6 protein-coding genes are annotated in these 5761 nt (G+C 75.5%); 4 read left to right on the plus strand and 2 right to left on the minus strand.

The genetic code is table 11. From position 1 onward, the window contains the following. From JNW98_RS33420 to JNW98_RS33430, 3 genes are all read left to right on the plus strand, one after another. Positions 1-2040 (plus strand): phosphoribosyltransferase domain-containing protein (locus JNW98_RS33420; RefSeq protein WP_223772052.1); only part of this gene is annotated, 2040 nt, incomplete at its 5' end. A gap of 26 nt (positions 2041-2066) precedes the next feature. Beyond that, the gene (locus JNW98_RS33425) at positions 2067-2900 is read left to right on the plus strand and encodes an HAD family hydrolase (protein WP_223772056.1); all 834 of its coding nucleotides are present in this window, start codon (positions 2067-2069) and stop codon (positions 2898-2900) included. 226 nt (positions 2901-3126) lie between these two features. Further along, positions 3127-3789: an O-methyltransferase gene (locus JNW98_RS33430; RefSeq protein ID WP_223772053.1), complete on the plus strand. Its 663-nt coding sequence runs from the start codon at positions 3127-3129 to the stop codon at positions 3787-3789. Between the two features lie 61 nt (positions 3790-3850). Here JNW98_RS33430 and JNW98_RS33435 read toward each other — a convergent pair whose 3' ends face one another. Beyond that, complete coding sequence (locus tag JNW98_RS33435; RefSeq protein WP_223772054.1) at positions 3851-4078, minus strand: FmdB family zinc ribbon protein; 228 nt, start codon at positions 4076-4078, stop codon at positions 3851-3853. Positions 4079-4150: 72 nt separating this feature from the next. Between JNW98_RS33435 and JNW98_RS33440 the strand changes: the two genes are divergently transcribed. After that, positions 4151-4414 carry an NUDIX domain-containing protein gene (locus JNW98_RS33440; RefSeq protein WP_308015698.1) on the plus strand — a complete coding sequence of 88 codons (264 nt, stop codon included), beginning with the start codon at positions 4151-4153 and terminating at the stop codon, positions 4412-4414. A gap of 52 nt (positions 4415-4466) precedes the next feature. On the opposite strand, the gene JNW98_RS33445 is transcribed toward JNW98_RS33440, so the two are convergent. After that, the coding region (locus JNW98_RS33445; protein WP_223772055.1) for a coiled-coil domain-containing protein at positions 4467-5761 on the minus strand (1295 nt) is incomplete at its 5' end.

Here is a 5761-nt window from a genome sequence, read left to right on the forward strand (position 1 = left end):
CGGTTCTTCGCGGGCGACGGCCCGCTGGTGCTCGTCGACGACGAGCTGTCCACCGGCCGGACGATCCGCAACACCATCGCCGCCCTGCACGCCGGCCGCCCGCGCGACCGGTACGTCGTCGTCGCCCTCGTCGACCTCCGCCCGGCGGAGGAGCGCGCCGCGCTGGACGCCTTCGCGGCGGAGCTCGGCGCGCGGGTGGACGTCGTCGCCCTGGCGTCGGGGACGGTGTCCCTGCCGGAGGGCGTGCTCCGGCTGGGGCAGGAACTGGCGGAGGAGTGGGACGGTGAGGACGCCGCCGCTGCCGGGGGAAGCGCGGCCGCCCCGGAGCGGATCGGCCTCGGCTGGCCGGCCGGCCTGCCCGACGGGGGCCGGCACGGGTTCACCCCCGCGCACCGGGCCCGGCTGGAGGCGGCGCTGCCGCGCATGGCCGGGCGGATCGCGGAGGCGCTGCCGGAGGGCGGTTCCGGTGCTCGACGCGTCCTCGTGCTCGGGACCGAGGAGCTGATGTACGCGCCGCTGCGGCTGGCGGGGGCGCTGGAGGAGCGCCTGGCGGGAACGGAGGTGCTGTTCTCCACCACGACCCGGTCGCCCGTCGTCCCCGTCGACGACCCCGGGTACGCGATCCGCACCCGCCTCGTCTTCCCGGCCCACGACGTACCGGTCCGCGACGCACCGGCCCACGACGACCCGGCCGACGCGTCCGCCGACGGCCCCGCCGACCGTTCCACCCGCAACGCCGACCGTTACGCCTACAACGTCGCGGGCGCCGGCTTCGACGCGGTCGTCGTCGTCACCGACTCGACGGGCGACACCCCCGCCCTGCACGCACCCGGCGGCCTGCTCGACCGGCTCGCCGCGCACACCCGGAAGGTCCTGCTGGCCGTGATCCCGTCCCACCGCGCCGCCGGGGAGCCCCTGCGCGGCCCCGCCTTCTCCTCCTACGCGCCGGAGGACGTCGGCTGGCTGCTCCAGGACCTGTCCTCCGTCACCCTCGAGGTGCCCACCGAGGAACGGGAGGAGGCGATCCAGAGCGGCGGCGCGCACTACGCGGAGTCGCTGCCCGTCGAGTACCAGCCGTCCGAGCGCTACCAGGCGCTGTACGCCGCCGCGCTGGAGTCCTCCGCCGGCCGGATCGCGCGGGCCGTGGGTGCGGTCACCGAGACCGTCCTCGCGGAGCGGTCGCCGCGTCCGGTGCTGGTCTCGCTGGCCCGCGCCGGCACCCCCGTCGGCGTCCTGATGCGCCGCTGGGCGCGGCACGCGCACGGCCTGGACCTGCCGCACTACGCCGTGTCCATCGTCCGCGGCCGGGGCATCGACACGGCGGCGCTGCGCTGGCTCGCCGACCACCACGACCCGGCCGACGTCGTCTTCGTCGACGGCTGGACGGGCAAGGGCGCCATCACCCGCGAGCTCGAACAGGCTCTGCGAGGCAGCGAGTTCGATCCGCGGATCGCGGTCCTCGCCGACCCCGGGCACTGCGTGGAGACGTACGGCACCCGGGACGACTTCCTCATCCCGTCCGCCTGCCTCAACTCGACGGTCTCCGGCCTGATCTCGCGGACGGTGCTGCGCGCCGACCTCGTCGGGCCGGGCGACTTCCACGGCGCCAAGTTCTACCGGGAGCTGGCGGACGCCGACGTGTCCCGGGCCTTCCTCGACACCGTCGCGGCCCGGTTCGCGGAGGTCGAGGAAGGCGTCGCGCACGACGCCAAGGAGCTCGCGGGCGCCGACCGTACCCCGACCTGGCGGGGCTGGGCGGCGGTCGAGCGGATCAGCGAGGAGTACGGCATCCACGACGTCAACCTGGTCAAGCCGGGCGTCGGCGAGACCACCCGCGTCCTGCTGCGCCGCGTCCCCTGGAAGATCCTCGCCGAGCGGGGCGCGGGCGCGGACCTCGACCACGTCCGGCTGCTGGCCGCCCAGCGCGGGGTGCCGGTGGAGGAGGTCGAGGGGCTGCCGTACAGCTGCGTCGGCCTCGTCCACCCGCGGTACACGCGCGGCGCGACGGGAACCGACGGCCGGGCGGTGCGGTCCTCGTGAAGGTGAACTCTGTGAACGTCCCCCTGATGGACACGCTCGTCGCCAGCGACCTCGACCGCACGCTCATCTACTCGGCCGCCGCCCTCCGCCTCGGGGTGGAGGACGCGCGGGCGCCGCGCCTGCTGTGCGTCGAGGTGTACGAGGGCAAGCCGCTGTCGTACGTGACGGAGACGGCCGCGGCGCTGCTCGAGGGCCTCGCCCGGACCGGCGCGTTCGTGCCCGCCACCACGCGGACGCGGGCGCAGTACGGCCGGATCCGGCTGCCCGGGCCCGTACCGCGGTTCGCGGTGTGCGCCAACGGCGGCGAGATCCTCGTCGACGGCGAGCCGGACGCCGGCTGGCGGGAGCGGGTGCGGCGGTCCGTCGCCGCCGAGTGCGCGACGCTCGACGAGGTGCGGGCGCGGCTGGTGGCGACGGCCGATCCGGCGTGGCTGCTGCGCGAGCGGACCGCCGAGGACCTGTTCGCCTACCTCGTCGTCGACCGGGAGCGGCTGCCCGTCGCGTGGGTGAAGGAGCTCACCGAGTGGGCCGGCGAGCGTGGCTGGACCGTCTCGCTCCAGGGCCGCAAGATCTACGCCGTCCCGCGGCCCGTGACGAAGAGCGCGGCGGTCGCCGAGGTCGCCCGCCGTACCGGCGCGGAGGTCGTGCTGTCCGCCGGCGACTCCCTCCTCGACGCCGACCTGTTGCTCGCCGCCGACCGCGGCTGGCGGCCGGGCCACGGCGAGCTGGCCGACACGGGGTGGGGGGCGCCGCACGTCACGGGTCTGGAGACGGCCGGTGTCGCGGCGGGGGAGGAGATCGCGCGGGCGTTCGCGGAGGCGGTGGGGGTGCGGGTGCCGGGCGGGCCGCTCATGGCTTGAGGGACTTGAGGGGCCTGAGGGACTTGGAGGAGGGGCCGGAGGGGCCGGAGAGGCCGGAATGTCTGGTAAGCGGCTGTTTTCCGAAACCCCGCCGCCCTAACGTTCGTTGAGGCATCAACGTGTGCGGGGGAGTGAAGACGTGGATGCCCTCATCCCGGTGACCGGGGTGCCGAATCGCCCGTGCGGCAGTGTCGCCCGCGCGGCGTCAGCGAACGAGGAGTCTCGCGTGACCGAGTCCAAGAGCAGTCCGCTCACTTCCGAGCTCTACCAGTACATGATCGACCACAATCCGCCGCTCGACCCCGTACAGCGGGCCCTGGTCGAGACCACCCGCTCGCTGCTGCCCGACAGCGCGCACCTCCAGGTCGCAGAGGAGCAGGCCCCGCTCCTCGCCTTCCTGGTCCGCCTGACCGGCGCCCGCGACATCCTGGAGATCGGCACCTTCACCGGCCTCTCCGCCCTCTCCATGGCCCAGGCGCTCCCCGCCGGCGGCAGCCTGATCGCCCTCGACATATCGGAGGAGTGGACGGCCCACGCCCGCGAGGCCTGGGCCAAGGCCGGCGTCGCCGACCGCGTCGAACTGCGCCTGGGCGACGGCCTGGAGTCCGTCCGCGCCCTGCCCGCCGAGCCGCACCTCGACCTCGTCTTCCTGGACGCGGACAAGGAGCACTACGTCGACTACTGGGAGGAGGTCGTCCCCCGGCTGCGCACCGGCGGTCTGATCGTCGTCGACAACGTCTTCTTCCACGGCGAGGTCGTCGACCCCGGCGCGTCGGCGGCGGGCGAGGGCGTCAAGGCGTTCAACGACCATGTGGCGGCGGACGGGAGGATGGAAGCGGTCATGCTCACGGTGGCGGACGGGCTGACGCTGGCCCGGAAGAAGGACTGACGACCGCCGGCCCGGGAGCAGGGCTGACGACCGCGCGGGGCCCCGCCCGCCACGTCGGCGCTCAGCCGCAGCAGCCGCCCCCGCAGCACCCGCCGCCTCCGCCGTTGCTTTCGGACGACGGCCCGGAGGAGGCGGCGGTCGCCGCCCCGGTCACCGCGACGGTGGAGAGCAACTTCACGCTGTCCACGTGCCCTTCGGGACACATGGCCGGAGCGGACGACTGCGCCATGGGACGGCGCAGCTCGAAGGTGGCACCACAGGCTTTGCAGCGGTATTCGTAGCGAGGCATGTCGGCAGCATAACCACGGGGGACGTACGGGGGAGCAGGGCCGACGGGCGGCGGCACCGGCAGACTCGTGTGATGCGGATACCCAGACGAGCGGCCAGAGTCGCGATCCTGGACCCTGCGGGGTCGGTGTTCATGTTCCGGTACGACAACGAGGAGGTCGGCGTCCACTGGGCGCTGCCCGGCGGCGGGCTGGACCCGGGCGAGTCGCCGGAGCGGGCGGCCGCGCGCGAGGAGACCGGGTGGACCGACATCGGGCTGCCGACGACGCCGGTCGATCTCGGGTACGTACGGAACGGGCCGCCGGGCGGGGGCGATCGGAGGCGGAGCTCCGTCTGAACCGTCCCCACCGTTCAGACGGAGCTCCGCCTGAACCGTCCCCGCCGCTCGCTCACCGTCCCGCGCCGCGCTCCTCGCGGATCGACTGGACCACGGCCGCGACGGACTGCCGTACGGCCTCCGTCTCGGTCAGGAAGCGCCACCAGTCGGGGTGGCGGCCCTCCAGGCCGGCCACGGCGCGGTCCAGGCGGGCCACGGCCTGGTCCAGCGGGGCCGCGTGGCGGGGGTCGGGGGTGCTGCGGCCGGCCATGGCGAGGCGCTGGGCGTCGCGGATGGCGAAGCGGGTGCGTTCGACCTCCTGCTGCCGGTCGGCGGAGACCTCGTCCAGCCGCCGCAGCCGGTCGCCGGCCGCGGAGACGGACTCGTCGGTCGTCGTCAGGAGCGCGCGGACGGTCGACAGCAGGGCGGTGGCGTCCGGCCACCGCTGCTCGTCGCGGGCCGTCCGGGCCTCGGCGAGCTTGGCCTCCGCCCGCTCCACCGCCTCCCGGGCCTGGTCGGGCACCTGCTGGAGGTCCTGCCAGCAGGCGGCGCTGTATCGCCGGCGCAGTTCGCTGAGGACGGGCGTCACCTGGGCGGCGCGGGTGGCGATCGCCTGGGCGCGGGTGCGCAGGGACACCAGCCGCTTGTCGATCTCGGCGGCCCGCTGCGGCAGTTGCGCGGCGGCCTCGCGGAGCGCGTCGGCCTCGCGCAGGACCCGCTCCGCGCGGGCGATGGTGTCCGCCACGCCGTGCTGCCCGGCGCCCTGGTTGAGCTTGGTCAGCTCGGGGGAGAGGGCGGCGAGCCGGGCGGCCAGGTCGTCGGCGCGCAGCCCGGCGGCCCGGGTCGCGTCCAGCGCCTCGGTCGCCGCGAGGAGCGCCTGCCGCGCCCGTTCGACGGCGGGGGCCAGCCGGGCCAGCTCCGTCTCGGCGGCGGCCAGCAGCGGCCCGAGCCCCTGCGCGAACCGCTCCAGGTCCGCCTTGACGCGGAGGAGCTCGTCCTTGGCCCGGTTGAGGTCGGTACGGGCGCGGGTGGCGGCCGAGGAGTCGAGGTCGTCGCGGTCGAGGTCGTGGGTGTCGACGGCGGTGATGTACGCGCCCGACACCTCGTCGATGCGGGCGCCGAGCGCCGCGAAGTCCTGGGCGGCGCGCCGGGCGGCGGGCGAGGAGTCCACCGCGGCGATCGTCTCCAGGGAGATCCGCAGCTCGCGCTGGGCCGTGTCCAGCTCGTAGAACGCCGTGGCCGCCGCGTCCTTCGCGGCCTGCGCCTCGGCCCGCTGCGCGTCGCCGCGGCCGCCCCAGCCCCAGCGCCGCGTCCCGCCGCCGGCGAACGCCGCCGGGGCCGCCGTGACGGCGACGGCGGCGGCGAGCA

The sequence above is a fragment of the Streptomyces huiliensis genome (assembly GCF_020037025.1).
Lineage (GTDB): Bacteria > Actinomycetota > Actinomycetes > Streptomycetales > Streptomycetaceae > Streptomyces > Streptomyces huiliensis.